Consider the following 25,753-nt stretch of genomic DNA (forward strand, 5'->3'; position numbering starts at 1 on the left):
ATGTTCAATATACTTATAGCAATTATCGCACTTGCTGCATTGTTAAGTTTTATAAATACCAAGTTTTTAAAACTCCCTGAAACTATTGGTGTAATGCTTCTTGCAATTATCATATCATTCTCAATAGGTAGTTCTATATATCTTTTTGACAAAGAATTATTTATGAAGTTATATCCTATAGTTGGTCAAATCGATTTTAAAACTATTCTTTTCGACTTTTTATTAGGAATCTTACTATTCGCAGGAGCAATTCATGTGAATTTAAAAGGCCTATTAGATGAAAAAAGTTCAGTAATTATATATGCGACTTTTGGAGTATTAGCATGTACTTTTTTTATAGGAACTGCATTTTACTTTATAACTTCTTTAATCGGATTTGAAGTTAGTTATTTATATAGCTTGGTGTTTGGCGCATTAATTTCACCTACAGATCCAGTTGCAGTATTGGCATTATTGAAAAAAGCAGGCGCACCGAAACACATGGAAATTAAAATTGTGGGTGAATCACTGTTTAATGATGGTGTTGGTATTGTGGTATTTTTATCATTATTATCATTGGCTACCATGGCTAAAGAGTTTGAGGTTGTTCATATATCTAAAGAATTTATAATAGAAGCCGGAGGAGGTCTTTTAATGGGATTTCTTTTAGGACATTTAGGAAAAATATTTATTAGAAGTGTCGCCAAAGAACCAGTAATAGCCGTACATATTTCTTTAGCTGTTGTTTTGGGTGGTTATAGTATATCATCAATTTTTCATGTTTCAGGAGCCATTGCGATGGTTGTTGCTGGCTTAATAATAGGAAATAGCTTGCATTCTCAGAAAATTTCCAAAGAACTAAAAAATCATATGAACATCTTTTGGAAAGTCTTAGATGAAATTTTCAATGCTGTTCTTTTTGTACTGATTGGCCTCATTATTATTACAGTAGATTTTAATATTCGCTATCTTTTATTGGGCGCAATAGCTATTCTTATTACTATCCTTTCGAGATATATTACTATTTATCTATCTAACTTTTTTCTAAAAAAAAAGAATCGAGCAAATGCAAAAGAACGGAACGTGTTGACTTGGGCTGGATTACGAGGTGGAATTTCAATTGCATTAGCACTTACGTTACCAGAAAGTGAAGTAAGAAATCTTATTTTATATGTAACCTATGTAGTCGTGGTGTTTTCAATAGTTGTGCAAGGATTAACGATTGAAAAACTCATTTTAAAAACGTTTAAAAAAATATAAATGGACAAAAAAATTATTTGGCATAAAGTCTTAGATAATAGAAATGAGCTTCCTGAAGGCCGTGTAAAAACCGTTACTGCAAACCATAAAGGTATTTGTTTAACACATTACAAAGGCAAATTTTCGGCACTGGATAATCGTTGTCCGCATCAAGGTGGACCTTTAGGTGAAGGTTCTATAGAAAATGGATTGCTGCGTTGTCCTTGGCATGGTTGGGATTTTGATCCTTGTTCAGGAAAACCTCCTGGAGGTTTTGACGATGGTATAGACACTTTTCCTGTTAAAGAAGAAGAAGACGCGATTTTTGTGGGTCTCGAAGAAGAGGCACCTCATGAAACCACAGTATCAGATATTATGGCAGAAACTATGGTCAATTGGGGAGTCACTAAAGTCTTTGGTATGGTGGGTCATTCCAATCTTGGTTTTGCTGAAGCCATGCGTCGTCAAGAAGAAAAAGGAAATCTTAATTTTTACGGTATTAGACATGAGGGTGCCGCCGCTTTTGCAGCTTCTGCCTATGGAAAATTGACTGGAAAGCCCGCAGCTTGCTTCTCTATTGCTGGTCCAGGTGCGACTAATATGTACACAGGACTTTGGGATGCAAAAGTTGATAGGGCCCCTATTTTAGCATTAACTGGGCAAGTAAAAACACAGGTTGTTGGAACAGGAAATTTTCAAGAAGTAGATTTAGTACAAGGTTTTAATACTGTTGCCGAATTCAACCAGCGTGTACAACATGATAGTCGTCATGCGGAGTTGATGTCCTTAGCTGTAAAACACGCTATTTTAAAACGTGATGTGTCACATTTAACGTTTCCTGATGAAGTACAAGAATTAAAAGTAAACTCAAATACGAAATCAAAAGGTCCAAAAAATAGAATTACAACATTAGAAATTGCACCTCCAAAAGAAGCCGTTAATCATGCAGTAGCATTAATTAAAACTGCCAAACGACCAGTAATTATTATGGGGCACGGTGCACGAGCGCACAAAAAAGCTGTCGTTGCTTTTGCTGAAAGTTTAAATGCTTGCGTTGTTACAACCTTTAAAGGTAAAGGATTAATTGCAGACAATCATCCACTTGGTGGAGGCGTTTTAGGTAGAAGCGGAACGCCAATCGCTTCTTGGTTTATGAATGAAAGTGATTTACTTATTGTCTTTGGAGCATCATTTTCTAACCATACAGGAATAACTCCTAAAAAACCAATTATTCAGGTAGACTTTGACCCTTTGGCTTTGAGTAAATTTCATCAAGTAGAAGTAGCAGTTTGGGGAGAAATATCAAGAACTTTAGAAATATTTAATTCAGAATTAAAAGAAAATATAAATTCTGAAGATCAACGTAGTGAAATTGCTTCTCGTTGGAAAATTTGGAAAGCAGAAAAAGCAAAACGTTTATTAGAAATATCCGATAATGGAATTAGTTCAATTGCAGTTTTTGAAGCTATGAACAAACTTACTCCAGAAAATGCCGTAATGTGTGTAGATGTTGGTAATAATGCTTATTCATTTGGTCGTTATTTTGAGCCAACAGATCAAGATTTCTTAATGTCTGGTTATTTAGGTTCCATTGGTTTTGCGTTGCCTGCAGCAATTGGTGCTTTTGCGGCCGTTGGAACGTCACGACCTATAGTAGCTGTAGCTGGCGATGGTGGTTTGTGTCAATATTTGGCGGAAATTACAACTCTTGTCAAGTACAATATGCCTGTAAAGCTAATTGTAATCAATAATCATGAGCTCGGAAAGATATCAAAAGAACAACGTGCGGGTGAATTTGATGTTTGGAAAACATCATTATCAAATCCAAACTTTGCAGAATTTGCACAATCTTGTGGTGCTTGGGGAAAACGTGTAGAAAACCAGGATGATTTAGAAGGTGCTATGGAAGAACTCTATACACAACCAAAAGCTGGTGTTTTAGAAATTATTGCAGATGTGAATTTAATTTAGCCTTTTTATATAAAAACATAAATTTTTTATTTAGAAATATTCTTAAGTAAAAAATGCGAACCATCAGGTTCGCATTTTTTTGTTTTTATGATGGACGGTAGAATCTCTATTCTTCGTGTTCTGCAATTAAATCATCCACTTTATCTCCTTCTACAGTTTCAACGGTAACTTCTTTTTTACCATTAACTTCAGTAGTTGTAATCACCGTTGCATTCTTTTCGCCATTCTCTTTCTTTACCAACACCTTCATTTCAGTATTTTCGGCTGTTACTTCATTTACAATTGTATCAGCACTTGCATGATCTTCAGAAACTGTATGACCTCCTAAAATTGGAGCAATCACTAAACCAATCAAACAAGTTAATTTAATTAAAATGTTCATCGAAGGGCCAGATGTGTCTTTAAAAGGATCTCCAACAGTATCTCCAGTTACTGCAGCTTTATGAGCATCTGAACCTTTGTACGTCATTTCTCCATTAATTTCTACACCTGCTTCAAATGATTTTTTAGCATTATCCCAAGCGCCACCTGCATTATTTTGAAAAATTGCCCAAAGTACACCAGATACTGTAACACCAGCCATATAACCTCCTAACATTTCAGCAATTGCTAAATTATCCATCCCAAATAACATTGGCACAAAAGCAATTACAAGTGGAAATCCTATAGTTAATAAACCTGGTAACATCATTTCTTTTAAAGATGCTTGTGTAGAAATAGCAACACATTTATCATATTCTGGTTTACCAGTTCCTTCCATTATTCCAGCGATATCTCTAAACTGACGTCTTACCTCATGTACCATTTCCATAGCAGCTTTACCAACAGCATTCATAGCCAATGCAGAAAATACTACTGGAACCATACCACCAACAAATAACATTGCTAAAACAGGAGCTTTAAAAATGTTAATTCCGTCAATTCCTGTAAAAGTTACATAAGCAGCAAACAATGCTAATGATGTTAATGCAGCAGAAGCAATAGCAAAGCCCTTACCAGTTGCAGCTGTTGTATTACCAACTGAATCTAAAATATCTGTACGCTCTCTTACAATTGGTTCTTGTTCGCTCATTTCAGCAATACCACCAGCATTATCAGAGATTGGTCCGAAAGCGTCAATAGCTAATTGCATAGCTGTTGTTGCCATCATTGCAGAAGCTGCTAACGCTACTCCGTAGAATCCTGCGAAAGCATAAGACGCCCAAATTGCTCCCGCAAATAATAATACTGAAGGGAATGTAGAAATCATACCTGTAGCTAAACCAGCAATAATATTTGTTCCTGCACCTGTGCTAGATTGCTGTACTATTTTTAAGATTGGAGGTTTTCCTAAGCCTGTATAATATTCAGTAACCGCAGAAATAACCCCTCCTACAATTAATCCAACTAACGTTGCGTAGAATACACGCATTGAAGAAATTTCTTGTAAGCCTTCTCCAAAGAAATTCATTTGCATTGTTTCAGGCAACATCCATGTACATAATGCAAAACAAGATATTGCAACTAATACGATTGAAGTTATATTACCAACATTTAAAGCGCCCATTACCTGCGCTTCTTTGGCGTCGTTATTTTTTATTCTTACTAACATTGTTCCTATTACAGAAATAATAATTCCTGCACCAGCAATTGCCATTGGTAATAAGATTGGACCAATACCTCCAAAAGCATCAGAGATAGCTCCACCCATATCTTTAATTACATAATTACCTAAAACCATTGCAGCTAAAACTGTAGCTACATAAGACCCAAATAAGTCAGCTCCCATACCAGCAACATCACCTACATTATCACCTACATTATCTGCAATAGTCGCGGGGTTACGAGGGTCATCTTCTGGGATACCAGCTTCTACTTTACCAACTAAATCAGCACCAACATCGGCAGCTTTTGTATAGATACCTCCACCAACACGCGCAAATAATGCAATAGATTCAGCACCTAAAGAAAATCCAGCTAAAGTTTCTAAAACAATAGTCATATCGGCAGTTGAAGTCCAAGCTCCATCCATAAAATAATTAAAGAAAAAGATGAAAAAAGCGGTTAATCCTAAAACAGCTAAACCTGCTACACCTAATCCCATTACGGTACCACCACCAAAAGAGATATTAAGCGCTTTTGGTAAACTGGTACGAGCTGCTTGTGTAGTTCTTACATTTGTTTTTGTTGCTATTTTCATACCAATATTTCCTGCGAAAGCAGAAAAGAAGGCTCCAAAAATAAAAGCAACAACTATTAGCCAGTGCGTTGTTGGCACTATAAAAGATACTGCTGCAAGTGCAATACTCACTATTACTACAAATATTGCTAGTAATCTATACTCTGCATTTAAGAAAGCTAAGGCTCCTTCGTAGATATGGTCAGAAATTTCTTTCATTTTACCATCTCCTGCATCTTGTTTCATTACCCAAGATTTCTTAATAAGCATATAAATTAAACCTGCTGCTGCCATTACTATTGGCATATAAATCATCATTGATTCCATTCTATAAATTTATTTAATTGACTTTTGTTTAAGCGATTGCAAAAGTAGTAAAAGAGAGGGGATTTAAAAAATAAAAACGCTAAGTAAACTAAGGTTTTAAGCCATATCGTTTGCTCTAATTACATTAGCTATTCATAAAACGACTTTAAATAACAAAAGCTTTAAACAAATATATTGTCAACATTCCCCAAAAGGTTCCTGTTGCCATACTCAGAATTGCTAAAATTATAGCATGAGGCATCCATTTTTTTTCATATGCAGCTGTTACCGCTGGTGCTGTAGCTATACCTCCAACATTTGCCATACTTGCAATTGGCACCCATGCCGTATTTACATTTAGTAGTTTGGCTATACCGAGCATTATAAAAAAATGACTCACTAACCAAAAAATTAAAAAGGACAAGAAATTAAAATCAAATTGGAATAAACTAAATTTTAACTTTAAACCTAAAACCGACATCACTATTAAAATTAATATTCCCCCTAATTTTAAAACAAAATTAAAATTCCATTTCTTGATTAAATTACTTAATAATAAACCAACTATTGATAAGATGATAATCTTAGTCACAAAACTATTAACTACTTGATTAGTAATAACTACACTTAGAAATAATATCAAGGAACATAAATAAGGGTTGATTACTGCTTCTTGACTGCGAGTTAAGCTTTTAGGCATAGAGAGGTTTGTAATCTTTAGTTTTTTATTAAGAAAATCACTTCTCTTAATTCCTTGAAACATAAGGATGGTCCATATATTTACCAAAATATTATCTAATATTAATACAGTTAAAAATATATCCTCAGGACACTCAACAAGCTCTTTGAGTACTAATTGACTTGTGCTTCCTCCAATCCAACTTCCAACAATTGGAGGAACTCCTTTCCAATAACTTTGATTAATAAAAGTTTCTGTAATTAATTCACTATCCACAAATAATAAAGCGAGCATTATTGGAAAGACAGCTATCCAAAAAGAACCAGACACAAAAACAATAATCGGTTTCCAACCAATAGATTTTAACTGATCAAGTGACAAGCTACTCATAACGGCTACAATTGCTAATGGAATAAAATAGAGCTTACTATATTCATGAATATTATCACCTGAAAAATCTTTTCCTATTAAAGCAGAAAGTCCAGCTGGAATTAAATAAGCTAGCAAAATTGCTGGGACCCAATCGAACAATGATTTAATATGCTTATTTTCCCATTTATCTAAAAAATAAACTGCTATAACTGTTAAAAAAACTATTATCCAAGGTGTCATTTATTATTCGCTATAGATTCACTTAAAATCGATAAACAAGATTGTATACCCTCTAAAAAATTACCCAGTCTTAAGTTCTCATTTGGGCTATGAATATTATTATCTGGATTAGGTATTCTAATTGATATTGCTGATACATTTAATGTTCTTATAAAAGCAGCTATAGGTTGAGAACCTCCAGTAGTTCTCATATTAATAAATTCATCTCCAAAAACTCTTCTCATGGCTCTATTAGCAATTATACCAATTGGAGAATCAAAAGGAGTTCTAAAAGGTTGAGAGCCTAATCTATAGTTGAACGAAGCCAATTTTGGATGATTCTTTCGATCTTCTTCTGAAGGAATTGAATCAACAAAATGAAAACCTTGATTTTGTATATGTTTTTTGAGCAATTCCATTAGTCTCTTACCATTAGATTCTGGCACCAAACGCATATCAATTTCTACAATAACGTCAGATGGAATAATAGTTCTCACATTTTTATCTACCCATGCTGCTTTTACACCTCTTATGTTTAAAGAAGGATACTGTAGTGCCTCTTGATATGTACTCCCTACAGAGTCAATAGTTGCCACTCCTATTCTTTTTTTAATAACATCTACATTTTCTGGAAGGTTATTTATTTTACTTTTCGTTTCTTCACTTAAAGCAATACCGTCATAAAATCCAGGAATAATGACCCTACCTTGTTCATCTTTTAAACTAGCAATTAACTTCGCCGCTTTAAAAACAGGATTAGGGGCAAAATTGCCATATTGTCCACTATGCAATGGATATCGTGATCCAAAAATCTTAAGGGTTGCAGTGGCAATTCCTCTTGCTCCATAAGTTAATGTGGGTAAATTAGACACATGCCTGGTGCCATCCATAATAAAGAGCATGTCAGATTGTAATAATTCTTTATTACTAACTACCGCTTCTCTTAAACTCGGAGAACTTAACTCTTCTTGAAAATCCATTATAACTTTTATGTTATATGCTGGTTTCCATCCTTTTTCCATAAAAATTTCTAATGCAGAAATAAAAGCAATTGCAGGACCTTTAGAGTCTGATGCAGATCGTGCAAAAATCCTCCAATCTTTGTCAAAATTATCTTCAATTTTAAAATAAATTATTTCCCAATCATTCAATCCTTTTCTTTTCTTTAAAACTGGCTTGTAAGGACTCTCTTGATTCCATTTTGAGGAATCTACAGGTTGCCCATCAATTTGAAGATAAAACAACACGGTCTTTGCTTTTTTATGAAACTTTTTTTGCGCAAATAACAGAGGTTCTCCTTTTGTTGTTAAAATCTTAGTCTCAAAATCGAGTGATTTAAAAGTTTTATTACACCAATTAAGATTATTTTGAATCTGTTCTGAAAATTTTCCATTATTAGGAATTTCTAAAAATTCTTTTAGTTTATAAGTAGCATCTATGAATTTTTCTTCACTCACTTTTTCAATTTCTTCCTTCGTTAAGTATTGGGCATTTATTAATTGAATAAAGAAAAATAGAAAAAACAATGTGTTAAGGGAGAAATAAAAAATTTTCATTTAAATGGTCTTGATTTATTTTGTTGTAACATATAGTGATCTACCATCTCGTCTTGGGTCTGCTGCACCAGTCCATACGTCATTTTCTTTGGCAATAGTATGCACTCCTCCAAAATATGGATTTAACCAATTTTTATTGATTAAACTTTTATCTGGAATTTTAATTGATAAACCATACTTATTGAGCATCTCTTTATTAAGCAATAAAGTGTCTGATTCTTGTTCTAAGTATAATTTATTTCTATTTACATGAGTCCTACTCGAACGTATTAGTTTCTCAATTGGCTCATTATTAATCCATCTTGCAGTTAATTGGGCAACTGTTGAGATAATTCTACTGCTGCCTGGGCTACCAATTACCAATTTATTTTTCCCATTCTTTTGAACAATTGTTGGTGACATAGAAGAATAGGCCATAGCATTGGGTCGAATAGCAAAAGGATGAAGTTCATCTTCAAAAATAAAATCATCCATATAAGTATTATAAAGAAAGCCTAACCTTTTTGACGTGGCTAATGCCCCAAAATATGCATTGATACTAGCCGTAATAGAAATGGCCGTTCCATCAGCATCAACCACAGAAAAATGTGTTGTTTCGCCTGATTTTTCATAATCTGTTATATCTATATCCGTATTAGTATCATTTAAAAGATTTAAAGCATAATCATCTGCAAGTTTAATTTCTGTAGTATTGTTGTAATTCTTTAAATTGGTTATAGGATTTTTTCTTCTATCATTTTGACCAAGATATAGTGCTTCAACAATTCTCGATAGTGAAATATCTTCTTCAGATTCATACTGCTTTAAAATATTCATTATAAGAAGTGAGGTCCAACCTCCACATGGTGGTGGTTGAGAATATATTTGATGCTCTTTATACTCTATTGAAAGTGGTTTTAGCTCTTGAGGGTCTTTGAAATTTTTTAAATCCTCTAGAGTAATCCAACCACCATTCTCTTTCATGTCTTTTGCAATTTCATCGGCAATTTCCCCCTTATAGAAATCATCCGCTCCATAAGATGCTAATCTTTTTAATGTCTTTGCTAAAATGGGTTGTCGAATAAATTGTCCTTTTGTTGGAATTTTATTTCCGTCTGTAAGAAAAAACTCCGTACCGTGATTACTATTTAATAATTTTTCTTTGTATTTATTATAGACTTTTGCTCGAAAAGGACCTACTTCAAAACCTTCCTCAGCAAGTTGGATGGCAGGTGTTATTAATTCCTCCCAAGCTAAATTTCCGCTACTATAATTCTTAAATAAATAATCAAGTACTTTAACGGTTGACGGAATGGTACTTCTTCGATGATATGTTAAAGTATCTTGAGTAATTACAGGTAATTGTCTTGGAGAAAATGTGGTTCCATTAATAGCGATCGGAGAGCTATTTCTAATAGATAACAGCACTTGTGTTCCCCCTCCAAGCCCCGACATAGCTGGCTCAGTAACAGCCAATGCAAACGACACCCCAATTGCCACATCAACAGAATTCCCTCCTTTTTTGAAAATCAATTCACCAACTTTTGAAGCTTCAGGTGTTGCAGATGATACGACTCCTAAAAACCGCTCATCTTTTTTTTGACTGCAAGAAATTAAAACAAGAATAGCTAATCCTATTAAGCTATTTATTTTTATAGAGACTCCGTCCATAATCTGATTTTTTGAATGGCTCCTACTATTTTAGGACAGTTTTTTTCTATAAATCTATGATCAAGTTCAAGTAGAGGATTTTCGTCTACAATTTTTAACAGTTCTTCTCCGTCAAAATCAACATAAGATAGTCTTGCGGTAAGGTATTCACCTAAAAGTCCAAAAGCGTCTCCAGGTAAAAGGGCTACACCTGTTTCTTCAAGTAATATATTACATAAATCCGTACTGGTGTATATATTCCTATCTTTAAAACTATCCTTCCATTTGGTAAAATTTGGAAATAAGTAAAACCCTCCCTCAGGTTTTGGCATAGTAATACCAAGATTTAAAAGTTCATTGTAAGCATAATTGCCAACAGCACGTAATATTTTTCTACAATTATTCAAATATTCATCAATAACGTAGTTTTGCTTGTAGGCTTCAATTGCAGCAAATTGTATTGGGGCACTTACTGAAGTAAAGGTTTCTGAAGCAATAACCGCCATTGCATCTTGTAGGTATCGTAACTCTTTAGGAAAAACAAGTAGGCCAAATCGCCAACCTCCTGCTCCTGCCCACTTACTTAGCCCTGTGCTTATAATTGTTCCCTCTGGGTAAAATTTTGCAATGGTACAATGATCACCTTCATGATGAACTTCTCCATATATTTCATCAGCAACTACCAGTATGTTATACTCTCTAAAAACCTCGGCCAATTCCTTTAGTTCATCTTCAGAATAAGTTATACCTAAAGGGTTTGAAGGATAATTTAAGATTATTACTCTATTTACATCTGGCGAGGTTTTGCAATGATCAAAAATTGTTTCGGCGTTTATTCTCCAATCATTCATTTCATTTGTTGGTAACCAAACTACTTTACGGCCGGTAAGTATTGCCTGAGGTTCATAGGAAACCCAGCTTGGAGAAGGCAATAGCAATTCTTCAAAATCATACACCAATTGAAAATCATATAGAAGTTCTTTAGATCCGGGGCCAATGATAATGTCTTCTGGTTCTCTATACAACTTATAATTTCTTTTAAAAAATTGAGCTATTTCACTTTTTAGAGTGGGTAAGCCTTTAGATGGCATATAATCCTTCTTACTGGCATTGTTTTTTAAAGCTTCAACTATTTCTTCTGGAACTGGAAAAGGAGATTGTCCAAATCCAAGCTTATAGATTTCTTTTCCTTCAGAAATTAATTTTTTTGAAAGCTCGTTAATTACTATGGTAGCCGATGGCTTAACTCGTTTCAATAATGGGTTTAATTTTTCCAGTGACATAATTGAAACAATTATTTAAGTAAAACTAGAATATATTAAAAGTACTATATATTTTCTATTATTTAACTAACGAACAGTCAATTAAATATTATCTTTTTTATCGTTAAGCCAGCATTGCTTTCAATTCTTAAAAAGTAAACCCCAAAAGGTTTTCCTTTAAAATCAATAAAAACTTTATCAGAAACATTATTTAGAGTCTTTACTTTTTGACCAAACATGTTATATGCTTCTACCTTTATAATTAAGCCTCCGTTAATGTTAATACCACCATTGGTAGGATTAGGGTATACAGAAATAGAAGTACTTAGGTCAAGTTCATCTACGCTTAAAGTGCTTTCAAAAACATTAGCTAAGGCATTATTCATTTTTACCCATTCAGTAGCACTATCTCTTAATTTTGTTCTTTCTTGTTCTATATGGATAAATCTTCCTGTTGTACTGACAGCTGAAGTATTACAGTAATCGGTTGAATTGTTTATCAGTCTACCTTGTGTATTTGTAAATCCGATAAGACGTGTCCAACTAGTATTAATATGTGCTATTTCAAAAGTAAGCGTATTGTCTTCTATTAATAGCGCATCTCTAATTTGAGCAGCATAATCCGTTGTTGGTGTTTCTCTTGTACCATTACTCATAATCACATAGGGGTCAGTCGAACGTTTACCGAAACCATGTAATTGAATAAATACTGAATTAGAAACTGCATTTAATAAATTCTCAGTTGTTTTTTGAAACATTGCATTAGTCACATGTGCCAGATCTGATATTCTGTAAGACTGCCCACTTGATCCACAAACGCCTGTAGTGCCAGAGCATGAAGAAAAACTGCTACTATTACAACGATGTGTTCCATTTATAAAAACTGCTCTAGCCACATTATTTTTAAAACAATATACCGCTTGCTTACCAGTATTGGTGTCAAATCTAGAATGAGGTGCTTGGATGATTAGATTATTTCTAGTAGGTGTCTTACTAAAAACATAAGTCCCCCAAAAATTTGATTGTGGACTTTTCTCTTCTAACACGTAAAATATTTGATTTGGAGATAGTGAAGTATCTGTAAATTCTGTTATTTGATAGTTAAGTGTATTAGCATTTGATCGAGCTGTAGTAATGTTTTCGTTTAATATATCAGTAACAATTCCATTCCATGTATTTAACTCTGAAGTATTTGGATTGTCATAATTATTTCCTCCACTTCCAGGAGCATTATCAATAATGTTTCCAATATACGTTTCAATATCCCCTGTTGCTGTTTGAGCAACAAGAGATATTGAACTAACTAAAACAAATATTAAAATGAAACTATTTTTAATCATATTTTACTTTCCTTTGAAAGGTGTTCAGTTTTAGCATTTTTATTGTTAAAATTCTGCATCAGCTGATACACATGTGGAATTTGTTTCTGAAAACGAGTAAGGATATCGTAAGATATATTCTCTCGGCTAAATGGTACTACCTTTACATATTCTTGAATTTCGCCTGTATTTCTACCATATTTATAATCATATGGAAAACGACCTTGTTCATCAATCAGATTATTAGCATTGTCTTTATTAGTTACACTTATATAGAACTCACTATTCTTAATATTTCCGTTAGGGTTAAATAAAGATTTCTCTTTTAAATGCTCATGTAATTCTTTAGCTGTATCTACAGCAGGGTCTATCAACTTAACATGTTCTACCATAAAATCTCTATATAAATGCTTGCCATCATTACCTTCGTAATTATACAATTCTTTTAAAATTACACCTATTTCATCGGTCATATAAGGATAATGAGTGCACCCTAAAATTATTGACTTTAATTTATTGGTAGTTTTAGATTGGCGTATTTGTTCCATTAAAGTTACTAAGTGATAACGGACATAATTTTGTGCATCATTTATTTGAAGTATTGAACAGTCATCTGTCTTTTCTGAATCACAAAGCATTTTACTATCGTCAAAATCGAAGTTATAAATATCAAATAATGTTTTATCTATTTTTATATCTCCGCCTAAGCTTGGCCCTTTGTAACTTTCTCTAGGTTTTTTAAGATTTTTATTAAAATAGTCTGGATCTTCATCCACAGCTTCAGCAATACCTACTCCACCTTGAGAAAAAACTTCTATATTGCCAGTATATCCCAACTCAGCCTTCATTTTTAAAATGGTATTGCGGTATCCCTTTGAAGCAACCGTTCCCGCGGTAGCTAAAACTCCAATAATGGCATCTTCATCTTTTTTAATCGATTGTAATGTTCCTCTAACTCCGGCATCAATTACTCCTATTACCTTAATGTCAGTATTTGCTTTTCTTAAAAATTCTTCAATATATTCTTTACCATAAGCGGTCGCAGTATTGCAAGCAATTACTAATGCTTTTACAGGTTGTTTATCTGTATTTACTAACTCATCATTTTCATCGGAATAGTATTTATTACTTAATAAAAACTGTGCATCTTTGATAATATGTTCATTCAAGAGATCAACCTTATTTTCTTTAGAATAGTTTCCATAAGGCATATTGGCTTGATCACCTAAATAGATAAAAGATTCTTTACCAAAATCTATAACCCCATCTTTTCCACCTTCATAATTATCATTATTATTTTCATCATAGTTAACAATGGCTTTTAGCACCGTTAAGCCGCCGGTACCAGAATCAAAAATACCAATGGGCAATGATGTATCTGAACTGGGGTAATTATTGAAATTAACATGATAAAAACTATCCTCATCATTGATGATAGTCTCAACTATATCCCCTTGTTGTACTTCAACTTTAGCTACCTCATCCTTTTTAGGATTCTGCTTACAACTAATTAACAGTAAAATTGTTAATGCTACAATTGTTAAACTCAATCGTTTCATAATATCTTATTTTTTTAAAACTTTGCCATTTAATTGTTCAGTAAACTTTCCGTTTTCTATGGATAATTTTCCGTTGATTATACTATACTCTAAACCTTCTGCTAGTTGAAAAGCATCTTTATAATCAGCTTTATCTTTAAATGTTTCAGGATTGAACATGATAATATCAGCGTAATAACCTTTTTTTAACTTTCCTCTTTTCGGAATTTTAAATATTTCTGAAGTTTTAGATGTGCTATTTTTGATAAATGTAGCAAGATCAATTACACTTTCTTGTTTTACATATTTATGATACTTTCGTGGAAATGATCCGTACTTTCTAGGATGACCAGTGTTACCATCTGAACCTGTAGTCACCCAAGGTTGTTTCATAAAGTTTTGAATATCATATGGGTTCATATTGAAAGAAGCAACACGCACATATCCTTTTTCTAAAACCTTAAAGACAGCCTCTTCCGGATTTACTTTAAGCATTTGAGAAACTTCTAATAGGTTTTTATTTACAAAACTAGAGTCGGGAGTCTTAACTAGTAAGAATTTTTCGGGCCCTCCACGGCGTGTAATGTTCTTTTTTGTCTCTTTTAATATTCGCTGCTTGAGTTTAGGGTTCTTTATACGTATAAATAAAGAATCTTTTCCTCCACTTTCTGCCCATCTTGGTACTACAGCGGCCTTTAATCCGGTTGCAGAAGCATCGTATGGATATTGATTTGCACTAACTTCTATACCTTCTTTTTGAGCTTTTTCAACTAGCATAACAATTGAATCGCTTTGTTTCCAAACATCAACTCCTAAACATTTTATATGTGAAATATGTATCGGCAGTTTAGCTTGACGTCCTATTTCTAGTGCCTCTTCAATTGCAGGTATAAGACCGACAGTATAGGAACTTTCATCTCTTAAATGTGTGTCATAAATTCCACTATTTTTACTCACTATCTCCGCTAATGCTATCACCTCATCGGTATTCGAATAACTTCCAGGTGAATAAAATAACCCTGTTGAAATTCCAAAAGCACCAGCATCGAGTTCTTGCTGAATCAATTCTTGCATTTTTTCAATCTCTTCTTCTGTTGCTTTTCTATCACTTTTACCCATCACTTGTTCTCGAATAGTTCCATGACCAACTAACAGAACTGTATTTGTACCTATACCGTGAGATTCATACATTTTTACATATTTAGATGTTGGATAAAAACTATCTCCATCATTACCAGTAACAACAGTTGTAATTCCTTGAAAAAGGAAAGGCATATTGTGTGATTTTAACGAATCTTTTAATTCTCTATCAGCATGCGTATGTGGATCAATAAAACCTGGAGAAACAACAAAACCAGAAGCATCGATAGTTTTATTTGCTGATATTTCTACATTTCCTGTTTCACCTATAAATACAATCTTATCACCTTTTACTGCAATGGAAACATTATTTGCTATGGAATCCATTCCATTATAAACAGTTCCGTTTTCAATTAAAATATCGGCATCTATTTTCTTTTTTGAACATGTAGAAAAAACCGTTAAAAAAATCACTAGGTATAAAATTCTTTTTATCATCATTATTTTGAGTCTATGGCTAGCATTATTTTCATCAACTGTTGAGCATACACTTTTGCTCTTTCTTTTATAATAGCTCTATCTATTTCATCTCCATCTTCATAGGTAACTGCCTCACATCCCATTTGATTAAAAAAATAGTTATAACAGTAGGGTAACTCTTGACTACGTCTTCTTGCCTCAACTTTAAACTGAGAGTTACTTTCTATGCTTTTAATCCAATTCGGAATAATTCCTTTTGTTTTAGCTTCATTAATAGAGTCTAGCACTAACATATACGCGCCAGAATGAGAAGTATGGAAGTCAAGGGCAAACTTAATTTTACTGCCCTCTTCAACTTTCTTTTCTATATACTCTTTCACCATCCGTGTTTCTGGTTGTGTAAAATCTATCCAGTCTCTATTGAGGTCAACACCATTGGCATTATGGCGCCAATTGCCCATGTCAGCCCCATCTGGGTTTAGCAATGGAAACGTAATAATATTGAATTGTTCTCTAAATGTTTTCGCAGTTTCAGAATTACTTAAAAGCTCTTCATAAAAAGCTATAAAGCCTATCGTACCTCCAGGGATTTCTGGTGGGTGTTGTCTCGCTATCAATACAATTGCTTCCTTCAAATCTTGATTAGAATTAACAACATAGTTGTCATTTCCCTTAACCGTTTTTCCTGCAATTTCTTTTTTTAGGAATAGTTTAAGCCCTAAAATTTCATCTAAGCATTCATATGTTTTTTTACTTGGTTCAAGTTCCTGGGCAGCAATGTATAATTTTTGAGGAGAGATGTTTAAGGTAAGAGTAGCATTTCCAGAAACAGTATCAATTTTAATATTTGAATCTTTAATTTTTTTCCAAGTTATTTTGTCTGAACTTAATTTAGGAATATATCGATGCTTGTATTTTCCATAATTAAGAACTACTTCAATCTCTTTTTCTTTTTCGGAGCTAACTCCAAAAGCAAACCAGGGGCTTTTATTAACTGGTTCAAAAGCTGGGTTTATGTAGGCTATATATCTATCATCACCCTGAAATACAGCACTGTCTAATCTTGCTCCAGCAAATGACGAATCAAAAACTACCTTATCTTTGACTTTATCTTTTGAACATGAAAAGCAGATAATAAAAATAATGGTTATTAAAAGTAATTTTCGCATTGTTACAAAAGATTCCTACTTACACAGGAATGACATTTTAATTAATATATCCTGGTACAGAAATATCTGCCATAGTGTGCAATCCAGGAGATGCTTTTAGTACACTTTTTATACTATTTATGGCTATAGCACAAGTAGCTATATCTCCATTAACCCCACCATCTATTTCTGAAGAAAAAGAAGGTGTTCCTTTAATGGTAATTCTATCAAAAGAACGTTGTTCTCCAATGGCGGCTTTAAAATGCATTTTTATCTTACAATCACCATTTTGATAACCATATGCTGTTTGTTCTACCCCTCTGGCATCACCAACAGCTATTTCTATTGCTTCTGTTTTAAAGGATTTTTCTGAAATAACAGGCTTAAGTTCTTCTGCTACATTATCTAGTTTTATACCTATGCTATTCGCAAGCAGATAAACTGATTCAGGTAAACCTACATGACGTAGCGAGCCTTCTTGTTCTTTGGCTTTAAATGCTTTTAAATCTAACCCAGCTCCTATTTTCTTTTGAAAAGGAATACGTCTTGGGGTAGCATCTTGAACACGTTCAACTATAATTTGTTCTACGTCTTTACAAACCGAACTCATTACTGAAGGTAAATAATCCATTAAAAACCCAGGATTAATTCCTGTCCCCAAACAAGCGATACCATTTTCTTTACAGATAGTATCTAATTGTTTACTTAAATTAGGTTGCAATTCCCAGGGATAAGAAAGTTCTTCACATGTGGAAATTACGGGAATTCCAAATTCAGCAACTTCCTTTACCTGTGGAATTAGTCTCTGCAAATCAGAAACTGTAGTAATAATAGCTACATCTGGTTTTATATCTAAAGATTTTATCGCGTCATTTACCGAACTATAAATGAGCGTATTATTAGCCAATGACTCATCTATCTTACTTAGATATTTTCCTTTAAACTCAATATTAATATCAACAACGCCAACAGTTGTAACTGTCGATTTTTCACTAATATATTTGGCTACCTGAACTCCTAAAGGTCCAAATCCAATTTGTAACACGCTTATCATAAGAGTTGTTTTAAGAAAAGAAGAGGCTGCTTAAACAGCATTTAAACAACCTCTTTACTAAACAAAATTTAGTTGGTAACTACTGATTTACCGGAGTTGCTGTAAACAAATCAGGTATCGGGCTTGGTGTATTACTATTATTGTTTATCTCATCTTGGGCATATAACAAACGTTGTGGGTTAACAGTTGTAGTTCCATTATTCAACGGAAACGGAACAATTAAATCACTATCAGAAGCTCTTAATCTTCTTGCATCATTCCAAGGTATATATGTACTGAAACCAGATACATAACGTTCTTGAATTATTTCTCTTAAAATTGCTCGTTCGGTGTCAATATTATCCATATTTTCCATTCCTCCAGCTTCAAAATCTGCTAATACATAATCGTCGTACAAAAATGGCTCTCCGTTTAAAATATTAAATGCATTACCTGATCTTAAATAAGCACGTAACTCATTTAATTTGTCGATTGCACCTTGAGCATCGTTATTCACTCTAATTAAGCATTCTGCCCAAATTAGTAAGTTTTCATAATAACTCACTAATTTCATTGGCGTATTAGCATCATCTATTCCTCCAGCTTGTTCTCCATCTCCACTTATATAAGAATAGACTCTTCGAGCAGTTTCATTGGTTTTTGCATTATTTCTACTATTTGGGTTAGCAGGGTCCAATAAATCTCTATAGAAGGTTCCAGCACCTGTCATATCTCCAGCACGACTACTATTAACAAAATTGAATAGTATATTACTATCGCCATTAACTTCTCCTTCTGGATTATAACTCATTGTTCCAGATCCACTGCTAATTCCATTAACTACATTAGCCAAAGCTTGCGCATAGTTTTTAGTTTGTAAATAATAACGCGCTTTCAAAGTATATGCAGCAGCTATCCAATCGCCTGCATTTCCTCCAAAATAATTATCTGCATCATTTGTATTAGAAGTTGTTGAACCGTTTTGTAATTTAGGAATGGCATTATCTAATAATGTTTGCATCGCAGCATAAACATCAGCTTGAGCATCAAATGTTGGGTCCGTAGATCCAGCTCCAGGATTATCAGGAACGGCAGTAGAATAAGGAATGTCTCCAAAAATTGAAGCAGCAGTTCCAACTGCTAATGCCTCATTCACATCTATAATTCCTTGCAAACGACCAACATCTGGAGAAATTCTTCGTATCTCTTTGTTCTGCACTAGTATACCATTATATAAATGACCCCAAACGGCATTAGAATCACCAGGGGTATAATCATAATTATATAAGGTTTCTTGTACTAATTGAAGGCCTATTAAACCACCTGTATAATACATGCTTGTTCTAGCCAATTGCCCTTGTTGTATTTGAGCATTTGCTAATAACGTTCCTCTAAGTAGTAAGTCTCCCGAAGGAACCGCTACCAGTTGATTTGGGTTATCATTTACATCTATGTAATTATCACATGCCACAGAAGATGTAAGAAAAACCAACGATAAAATTATTTTATATATAGATTTCATAATTTCTTACTAATTAATAATTAAACTTTATTCCAAAAGCATATGTTCTAGATCCTGGGTTAGAAAAATAATCTAAACCTCTTGCTCTACCAACACCAAATTGGTTAATATCTGGATCAATACCTACTACATCTGTCCAGATAACTAAGTTTCTACCAGAAGCTGTAAATTCAATCGATTGAAGCCCTGTCGATTTTTTCAATTTCTCTGAGTTCCAAATATAAGACAGTGATAATTCTCTTAAACGTGTCCAACTACCATCATCGACTGCAAACTCATTTAATTTACCGTCTCCAAAACCATATAATGAAGTGTAATAATCTTCATCTAATAACACATTACCTCCGCCAAAATTTCCAACATTACCTCTTACAACTGATCCTGCAGGAAATACGTCGCCGTCATAGTTTGTTAATTCTTCTGTTAAAGTAATTGTATTGCCTGTATCAGCATGAGTTCCGAAGAAAGTTGTAATAAATCTCGTTCTTTGTGCTAAATCATTACCTTGACTTGTATCAAACAATGCAGATAGTGATAAATTCTTGTAAGATAAGTCAAACTGTATACCTCCTCTCCAATCTGGATTTGGGTCTCCTACTATTAAATTTCCGCCTGTATCAACTTGAGGGAAGCCGTTAGCATCCAATGCCAGACTTCCATCCGCATTTCTAAGTGCTCCTTGAGTATACAATACTCCTAAAGGTTGCCCATCTATAGCCACAGATTGAATAGAACTTCCTTCAGAGAACTCATCAATAAATTCTCCTTCTCCCCTAGGGCCTCGAACAATATTTTTATTTGTGCTAAAGTTTACAGCAACTGAGCCTTTCCAGTCCTGCTTTTTGAGAAAGTCGTAGCGGAGCTCGGCTTCAAAACCATCATTCTCTATTGTCGCTCCATTTGCATAAATTTCTTCAAACCCTAGCGTAGGAGGTATTCTTAAAGTAAGTAAAACATCTTCTGTTTTATTTGTATAATAAGTAGTAGATAATGATAATCTATTTTTGAGAAATCTTAGATCTAGCCCAACTTCATACTCGGTTTTAATTTCTGGTTTTAGAAATGCGTTACCTAGACGCTCATCAAATTGAAAACCTCCACCAAAATCCTCTAATGCAATTGCATCAGAAAAAGTAGAAAATGTTCCAACCTCAAATACTGTCTCAGCTCTATGAGCGATAGGCACATTAGCTACCTGACCATAAGCTAGTCTTAGCTTGGCAAACGATAGCGTGCTAGTATCTTCTAATAATTTACTAAACGTCCATCCTAACTCCGCACTTGGATAAAAAACCCAATCATCATCTCTTGGTAAAGATGAGTGTCGCTCATAAGCTCCTCCTAATTGCAATACTAGTTGATCTGCATAGTCAAAATTTGCTGTACCATAAAATCGAATATTTCGAATCTTTCTTCTTGTGGTTTCTCCACCAATATTTTCTTTTGCAGAGAGTTCGGCAGCATCTAAAGGGCTTCTAAAATTGGCTATAAAATTATCTGCAGTTATATAATTGGTCTTACGTCTTCTATCATTCAAACCAAAACCAACAATAATATTGGAGTTTAAATTTTCAGTAAGTGCGTAATTAAAGTTAGTTATTAAATCACCACTAAACTCTTGATTATTAAACGTTTCATCATTTAATAAACCATATCTTCTAGCTGAACCAGCTGTATACCATGGGAAAAAATAAACTCTTGAATCTACATAAAAATCTACACCTCCACGTAAGATGGTACTTATATTATCATTCCATTGATATGATACTTCTCCACTACCAATTAAACGATTTAAGTTCGCCGTACTTTTTTGTTCGTTAATTGTCCATAAAGGATTATTGTAAATAGCATTGTCGCTATTTGCTAAGTATCTTCTATAAGCTCTATGTCTAAATGGCGTTACAGCACCTGAACTACTATGATAGTTGCCTATATAGTCAGATTGGTCAAAATCCGCTGGTGTTCTTAACAAACCTAGATATAAGCCTGCAGTATTTGATCCTTGCTGAATTCTGTTAGAACCTGTATGAATATAGTTTGCTTTGAAGTTTGTCTTTAACTTATCAGTTAAATTTTGAGTCATATTAATTGAAAAGTTAGTTTTTTTGTAAAAGCTACTTTCGATTATACCGTCTTGGGTAACGTGACCAGCACTTAAATAATAAGTTCCTTTTTCAGTTCCACTGCTCACTGTTATTCTATTATCATAAGTAATCCCGTTTCTAAAAACCTGATCAAAATTACGATCTGTGTATATCTCTCTTGAATTCTTTTGTGTTATTGGATAAATAATATTATCTGATACCAAAGATTCAAAAAACTGTCCTGAAGTATCTACACCATCGGCACCACCTGCTCTTTCTGATATTCTATCACCCCAAGATCTTTGAGCTGTCGGGCTATAACTACCATTATTACCTTGACCAAAAGAGGTTTGTAAAGGATGCTTGTATGAAATTTCATCTATTGATATCCCTGACGAAAACGTTGCACTAAATTTGCCTGCCTTTCCTTTTTTAGTGGTTATAACAATTACACCATTTAAAGCTCTCGAACCATAAAGTGCTCCTGCCGATGCTCCTTTAAATACTTGAAAAGATTCAATATCATCAGGGTTTAAGTCATTTAACCGTGATTGCTGTGAGACTCCCGCAGATTGATCACTATCTCCTGATCCAGCTAGGTTATCATTATTCAATGGAATACCATCTACAACAATTAGTGGTTGACTTGAGCCTCCTAACGAGCTTGCGCCTCTAATTGATATATTAGAACCAGCTCCAGGATCACCTGAAGTGGCATTAATACTCACACCAGCTGCCTTACCTGCAATACCATCAATGATTTTATTTTCTACGGGCTGTACTAATTTATCAGCTTCAATTTTAGAATACGTTGAAGCCATTTTGTCTCGTTTCTCAACAAAACCGAGCGCTGTTACTACAACTTCGTCTAACGCTTGTGCATCTTCTACAAGGGTAACATTAATTGTTGTTTGATTACCAACTGTGACTTCTTGATTTACATACCCTAAAAAGCTAAATATTAATACAGCTTCATTGCTTGGTACATTAATCGAATAATTTCCGTCGAAATCAGTAGTTGTTCCATTCGTAGTGCCTTTAACAACAACACTAGCTCCTGGTAAAGGCCCTGAAGCATCGCTCACAGTACCCGTTACTTCTTTTTGTGCTAGAACAATACTGCTAGATAGTAGTAATGCACACAAACATAAAAATAGTTTCCTAATCATAATTGATCGAGTTTAGTTAATAATTTATTTGTTTAGTAAAATGCTCATCATTTGTTCGGCAGTAACTTTGCCTATTAATTTTATTCTATCTCTTGGTGTTGCATCACCAATTTCATATGTAATTCCAACAGCATTATGTCCATACAAGAACCATCCTTTTGAAACTGGTTTGGTACTATTACCAGCAGCCTCATTTACTTTATAATTTGGTATACTACCCTCTAAAGCTGTAAACCAGTTTTCAATAAAATTTGGCAATGTCGTTTCTTTTCTAATTTTATTGGTATAGAAGATATCGTACCAAGTAGAATGGAAATCTAAGCCTAAAATTAGCTTAGCATTATTCTTTTTCATTTGATTTGTAATATATTTTACTGTTTGACGAATTTCGGGTTGACGATATTCAGACCAATCTCTATTAGTATCTACTCCACCCGCATTGTGACGCCAATGACCAAGATCAACCCCATCGGGATTCAAAATAGGGAATGCCAATACTCTATATTTATTACGAAATTTTTGTGAAAGTTTTGAATTATTCAAAATAGTTTGTAAAAACTCTTGAAAAGCAAAATACCCTGTAACTTCTGGTGGGTGTTGACGAGTTAATAATACTATAATTGACTTATCTTTCTTTTCACCTTTATATATATCTAATACAGGTAAATTTTTTCCTAATTTAGATTTTCCATAATTTTTAAGGTGTATATGGCTCTCTTTTCCTTTGATTAAATTAGTGTACCAATTCTTTACATCTGTTGATGATTGAATTTCCTGCGCAGCTATTATTAACGGTTGTTTATCTAAATTTACTTTTATAGTAACAATACTATCTTTTTTAAAAAAGTGAGTTGAATCTAATGCCCGCCAAGTGGCATCTTTTTTAAATTTAGGTAAATATCTATGCTTATATCCTTTAGGGTAATTAAACTCAAAATAAAAAGGTTTAGCATTGTTCGCCCATGTTTTAAAAGCAAAATATCCACTATTATTTATTGGGCTATTTTCAGGTTCAATAATTACTAATGCAGTACTATCATTGATTTTTTTGAATCCGTTTAAACGAGCTGCATCAAATTCATTGCTAGCATAAACTCCAACATCGTCTAGAGCATATGTTTGCTTTACTTGTTGAGAAATGGGCTTAGTTGTGGTGTCTACAGGAGTTTTAAAACCAACTTCCTTTACACTTCTACAACTAACTAGAGCAAAAAGTAATGTGCCTATAAATAGGTGTGATTTTATGCTATTGATTAAGGATTGCATCAATTAATTAGTTGAAAATAATATTAAAATTAACTCAAGAATACAGTATATTGCGCATACCAATTATAAACTATAAAGCATACCAATTTTGCATTTTAACATAAAAAGCATTTTAGAGAACAATGGTTTTGGGAGTAAAGAAGATTATCAAAACATCTACTTAAATCTTTATAATTCGTTGAAAAAAGCTATCATAAATAGATCTTTAGAAGAAGGTGTAAAGCTACCCCCTTCAAGAATACTGTCTAAAGATCTAAGCATATCCAGAAGTACTGTTTTAAAAGCCTATGACTTATTAGTACTAGAAAAATATGTGAAATCAATTAAAGGATCTGGCTACTTTATACTTCCTTCTAAGAGTAAAAAAATTTACTATAAACTAGGCTCAGAAAGTGTAAACGGTAAGTATCCATCTATTTCTAAAAGAGGAAAGGCTTTTAAAAAAAATATTCATGTAATTAATAAAGAATCGAATAAGGGAATTGCTTTTAGGCCTGGGCTACCTCCGTTAGACATTTTTCCAGTACAACAGTGGAAACAATTAATTAATCAATATTGGAGGTCTATTAAGTCTTCAGAATTATCATACTCTAATACGATTGGTTTACAAAGCCTTAGAGAAAATATTTCAAATTATCTAAAACTTTATAGAAATATTAATTGTAACGCTGATCAGATTGTAATTACAACTGGCTCATTACATTCTTTATATTTAATTTCAAATATATTAATTGATAAAAATGATGAAGTAATAGTTGAAAACCCAACTTATCCCCATGCTTATGGTTTATTTGATAGCCTCAAAGCAAAAATTTGTGCCGTTGACGTAGATAATGAAGGAATTGTTATTAATAAAGTTAAGTGTAAAAAACCCAAATTAATCTATACAACGCCCTCCAATCAATATCCATTAGGTATAAAAATGAGCATGAATCGAAGATTGGAATTACTTAAATGGGCTTCGATAAAAAACACATTTATTATTGAAGATGATTATGATCATGAATTCAGTAACTGGGAAAAACCATTAGCTTCTATTTATAGTTTAGATCAACAAGAGCGAATAATTTATCTAGGTACTTTTAACAAATTATTACACCCTTCTATTAGATTAGGGTATATGATAGTTCCATACTACTTATTAGATACTGTTGTCGCTTTATGTGAACAGTCAAGTAGATTTGTTTCGAGGTCTATTCAAAAAACAATGAGCTCCTTTATAGAAAGAGACTATCTAAATAAACATCTGAGAAACGTAATAGAAGTTTCCATAGAACGTAAAGAAGTATTTATCAATCACTTTATGAAAAACCTCAGTAATCAACTTTTATTAGATTCAACAAATACAGGTTTACATCTTATTGCTAATATCAGTCAAAATTTTAGAGATGTTGATTTATCGAAACAATTAAATAAAGACAATATTATTGCTCATCCTTTAAGTAAATATTTTTTAAATAAAGAAAAGAAAAACGGATTGGTTATGGGATACAGTTCGGTGAACACAAAATTAATAAAAGACAACTTATTAAAAATGGGTAAAAGTTTGGATCAATTCGTTAAAGATTCAACATAAAAAACCGAGTTAAAACTCGGCTTAAAAATGTACTCGAGGTGGGAATCGAACCCACACTCCCGAAAGAACTGGATTTTGAATCCAGCGCGTCTACCAATTCCGCCACTCGAGCATTTGAGATTGGGTTGCAAATCTAAAAAATATTTTTGCTTCTACCGCAGAAAATAT

Annotated in this window: 16 protein-coding genes and 1 tRNA gene; 3 read left to right on the plus strand and 14 right to left on the minus strand. The window is 33.4% G+C overall.

What is annotated here, in order from left to right:
• Positions 1-1,239, plus strand: coding sequence for a cation:proton antiporter (locus tag AC1EUV_RS02550; RefSeq protein WP_480197092.1), 1,239 nt, complete (start codon positions 1-3; stop codon positions 1,237-1,239).
• The gene (locus AC1EUV_RS02555; RefSeq protein WP_480197093.1) at positions 1,240-3,189 is read left to right on the plus strand and encodes a thiamine pyrophosphate-binding protein; all 1,950 of its coding nucleotides are present in this window, start codon (positions 1,240-1,242) and stop codon (positions 3,187-3,189) included. It begins immediately after the preceding gene.
• A 106-nt stretch (positions 3,190-3,295) separates the two neighbouring features.
• Here the strand turns inward: AC1EUV_RS02555 and AC1EUV_RS02560 are convergent, their stop codons facing one another.
• The 13 genes from AC1EUV_RS02560 to AC1EUV_RS02620 form a co-directional block, all read right to left on the minus strand.
• Positions 3,296-5,674 carry a sodium-translocating pyrophosphatase gene (locus AC1EUV_RS02560; protein WP_480197094.1) on the minus strand — a complete coding sequence of 793 codons (2,379 nt, stop codon included), beginning with the start codon at positions 5,672-5,674 and terminating at the stop codon, positions 3,296-3,298.
• A gap of 145 nt (positions 5,675-5,819) precedes the next feature.
• Complete coding sequence (locus AC1EUV_RS02565) at positions 5,820-6,944, minus strand: DUF819 family protein (protein ID WP_480197095.1); 1,125 nt, start codon at positions 6,942-6,944, stop codon at positions 5,820-5,822.
• Positions 6,941-8,479 carry a M20/M25/M40 family metallo-hydrolase gene (locus tag AC1EUV_RS02570; RefSeq protein WP_480197096.1) on the minus strand — a complete coding sequence of 513 codons (1,539 nt, stop codon included), beginning with the start codon at positions 8,477-8,479 and terminating at the stop codon, positions 6,941-6,943. The genes AC1EUV_RS02565 and AC1EUV_RS02570 overlap by 4 nt, the downstream gene beginning before the upstream one ends.
• Before the next feature lie 15 nt (positions 8,480-8,494).
• Complete coding sequence (locus tag AC1EUV_RS02575; RefSeq protein ID WP_480197097.1) at positions 8,495-10,129, minus strand: gamma-glutamyltransferase family protein; 1,635 nt, start codon at positions 10,127-10,129, stop codon at positions 8,495-8,497.
• Positions 10,111-11,364, minus strand: coding sequence for a pyridoxal phosphate-dependent aminotransferase (locus AC1EUV_RS02580; RefSeq protein WP_480197098.1), 1,254 nt, complete (start codon positions 11,362-11,364; stop codon positions 10,111-10,113). Before AC1EUV_RS02580 ends, AC1EUV_RS02575 begins: the two co-directional genes overlap by 19 nt.
• Positions 11,365-11,468: 104 nt before the next feature.
• Positions 11,469-12,710 (minus strand): T9SS type A sorting domain-containing protein, encoded by a 1,242-nt coding sequence (locus tag AC1EUV_RS02585; protein ID WP_480197099.1) that lies wholly within the window; start codon positions 12,708-12,710, stop codon positions 11,469-11,471.
• Complete coding sequence (locus tag AC1EUV_RS02590; RefSeq protein ID WP_480197100.1) at positions 12,707-14,248, minus strand: glutamate racemase; 1,542 nt, start codon at positions 14,246-14,248, stop codon at positions 12,707-12,709. The genes AC1EUV_RS02585 and AC1EUV_RS02590 overlap by 4 nt, the downstream gene beginning before the upstream one ends.
• A gap of 6 nt (positions 14,249-14,254) precedes the next feature.
• The gene (locus AC1EUV_RS02595; protein ID WP_480197101.1) at positions 14,255-15,805 is read right to left on the minus strand and encodes an N-acyl-D-amino-acid deacylase family protein; all 1,551 of its coding nucleotides are present in this window, start codon (positions 15,803-15,805) and stop codon (positions 14,255-14,257) included.
• Between the two features lie 2 nt (positions 15,806-15,807).
• Positions 15,808-16,956 (minus strand): M14 family metallopeptidase, encoded by a 1,149-nt coding sequence (locus AC1EUV_RS02600; protein WP_480197102.1) that lies wholly within the window; start codon positions 16,954-16,956, stop codon positions 15,808-15,810.
• Positions 16,957-16,993: 37 nt separating this feature from the next.
• Positions 16,994-17,989 carry an NAD(P)H-dependent amine dehydrogenase family protein gene (locus tag AC1EUV_RS02605; RefSeq protein ID WP_480197103.1) on the minus strand — a complete coding sequence of 332 codons (996 nt, stop codon included), beginning with the start codon at positions 17,987-17,989 and terminating at the stop codon, positions 16,994-16,996.
• Between the two features lie 79 nt (positions 17,990-18,068).
• Positions 18,069-19,490: a SusD/RagB family nutrient-binding outer membrane lipoprotein gene (locus AC1EUV_RS02610; RefSeq protein WP_480197104.1), complete on the minus strand. Its 1,422-nt coding sequence runs from the start codon at positions 19,488-19,490 to the stop codon at positions 18,069-18,071.
• A 13-nt stretch (positions 19,491-19,503) separates the two neighbouring features.
• The gene (locus AC1EUV_RS02615; RefSeq protein ID WP_480197105.1) at positions 19,504-22,743 is read right to left on the minus strand and encodes a SusC/RagA family TonB-linked outer membrane protein; all 3,240 of its coding nucleotides are present in this window, start codon (positions 22,741-22,743) and stop codon (positions 19,504-19,506) included.
• A 24-nt stretch (positions 22,744-22,767) separates the two neighbouring features.
• A complete protein-coding gene (locus AC1EUV_RS02620; RefSeq protein ID WP_480197106.1) occupies positions 22,768-24,009 on the minus strand; it encodes a M14 family metallopeptidase in 1,242 nt (413 codons plus the stop codon).
• Between the two features lie 88 nt (positions 24,010-24,097).
• Here AC1EUV_RS02620 and pdxR point away from each other — a divergent pair, with 88 nt between their 5' ends.
• Positions 24,098-25,585, plus strand: a complete 1,488-nt coding sequence (gene pdxR, locus AC1EUV_RS02625; RefSeq protein ID WP_480197107.1) for a MocR-like pyridoxine biosynthesis transcription factor PdxR — start codon at positions 24,098-24,100, stop codon at positions 25,583-25,585.
• Between the two features lie 30 nt (positions 25,586-25,615).
• Here pdxR and AC1EUV_RS02630 read toward each other — a convergent pair.
• A tRNA-Leu gene (locus AC1EUV_RS02630) sits at positions 25,616-25,697 on the minus strand.
• Positions 25,698-25,753 lie beyond the last annotated feature (56 nt).

The organism is Maritimimonas sp. 2304DJ26-3 (assembly GCF_056591635.1).

Excerpts from the sequence above, each read along its gene's own strand:
- AC1EUV_RS02550 (WP_480197092.1), top strand. The coding sequence starts at position 1 with ATGTTCAATATACTTATAGCAATTATCGCACTTGCTGCATTGTTAAGT.
- AC1EUV_RS02555 (WP_480197093.1), top strand. The coding sequence starts at position 1,240 with ATGGACAAAAAAATTATTTGGCATAAAGTCTTAGATAATAGAAATGAG.
- AC1EUV_RS02560 (WP_480197094.1), bottom strand. The coding sequence starts at position 5,674 with ATGGAATCAATGATGATTTATATGCCAATAGTAATGGCAGCAGCAGGT.
- AC1EUV_RS02565 (WP_480197095.1), bottom strand. The coding sequence starts at position 6,944 with ATGACACCTTGGATAATAGTTTTTTTAACAGTTATAGCAGTTTATTTT.
- AC1EUV_RS02570 (WP_480197096.1), bottom strand. The coding sequence starts at position 8,479 with ATGAAAATTTTTTATTTCTCCCTTAACACATTGTTTTTTCTATTTTTC.
- AC1EUV_RS02575 (WP_480197097.1), bottom strand. The coding sequence starts at position 10,129 with ATGGACGGAGTCTCTATAAAAATAAATAGCTTAATAGGATTAGCTATT.
- AC1EUV_RS02585 (WP_480197099.1), bottom strand. The coding sequence starts at position 12,710 with ATGATTAAAAATAGTTTCATTTTAATATTTGTTTTAGTTAGTTCAATA.
- AC1EUV_RS02590 (WP_480197100.1), bottom strand. The coding sequence starts at position 14,248 with ATGAAACGATTGAGTTTAACAATTGTAGCATTAACAATTTTACTGTTA.
- AC1EUV_RS02595 (WP_480197101.1), bottom strand. The coding sequence starts at position 15,805 with ATGATAAAAAGAATTTTATACCTAGTGATTTTTTTAACGGTTTTTTCT.
- AC1EUV_RS02600 (WP_480197102.1), bottom strand. The coding sequence starts at position 16,956 with ATGCGAAAATTACTTTTAATAACCATTATTTTTATTATCTGCTTTTCA.
- AC1EUV_RS02605 (WP_480197103.1), bottom strand. The coding sequence starts at position 17,989 with ATGATAAGCGTGTTACAAATTGGATTTGGACCTTTAGGAGTTCAGGTA.
- AC1EUV_RS02610 (WP_480197104.1), bottom strand. The coding sequence starts at position 19,490 with ATGAAATCTATATATAAAATAATTTTATCGTTGGTTTTTCTTACATCT.
- AC1EUV_RS02615 (WP_480197105.1), bottom strand. The coding sequence starts at position 22,743 with ATGATTAGGAAACTATTTTTATGTTTGTGTGCATTACTACTATCTAGC.
- AC1EUV_RS02620 (WP_480197106.1), bottom strand. The coding sequence starts at position 24,009 with ATGCAATCCTTAATCAATAGCATAAAATCACACCTATTTATAGGCACA.